Source organism: Campylobacter sp. 2018MI10, assembly GCF_018501175.1.
Classification (GTDB): domain Bacteria; phylum Campylobacterota; class Campylobacteria; order Campylobacterales; family Campylobacteraceae; genus Campylobacter_E.
In genome coordinates this window covers 1-420 of record NZ_JAHCZD010000106.1, presented here as the reverse complement: position 1 = coordinate 420, position 420 = coordinate 1, and the positions used below count along the sequence as shown (strand labels likewise).

The window sequence follows — 420 nt, the reverse complement described above, 5'->3', positions numbered from 1 at the left end:
ATTTAACGCAGAACAATTTCACGAAGCACAAGCGATTAAATATTCTACTATGAATTTGGGTATGAACCTTATGAAACTTGACTTTTCTCCACAAAGCATGGAGCAAGGACCTTCAAATGAAGGTGAATTTAATCCTGATATGTCAGTTTATCCACAAAATGAAGATGGAAATTATTCTAAAGAAGCTTTATTTATGAGTTTTTTAAAATCCTATCCGCCTTTTCCATCTCCAAATCAAGTTGTTTTTAGTCCTGAAGCAAAAGTTTGTGAAGCAAAACTTGAGCTAGAAATGAAAGCAAATCCTTCTTTTGATATTTCCTTAGATGACATTATGACAGGCAAAGTAGATTTTGCAAGTTTATTAAAAGGCTATGCGCAAGATGGTTGGCTTGATGCAGGTATTTATGCAATGGAAAAAGG

1 pseudogene is annotated in these 420 nt (G+C 33.8%); it reads left to right on the top strand.

The annotated features are described in order from the left end of the window. Positions 1 to 420 (top strand): annotated as a pseudogene (locus KJR01_RS09885) (Cj0814 family flagellar-dependent secreted protein); the annotation flags it as partial.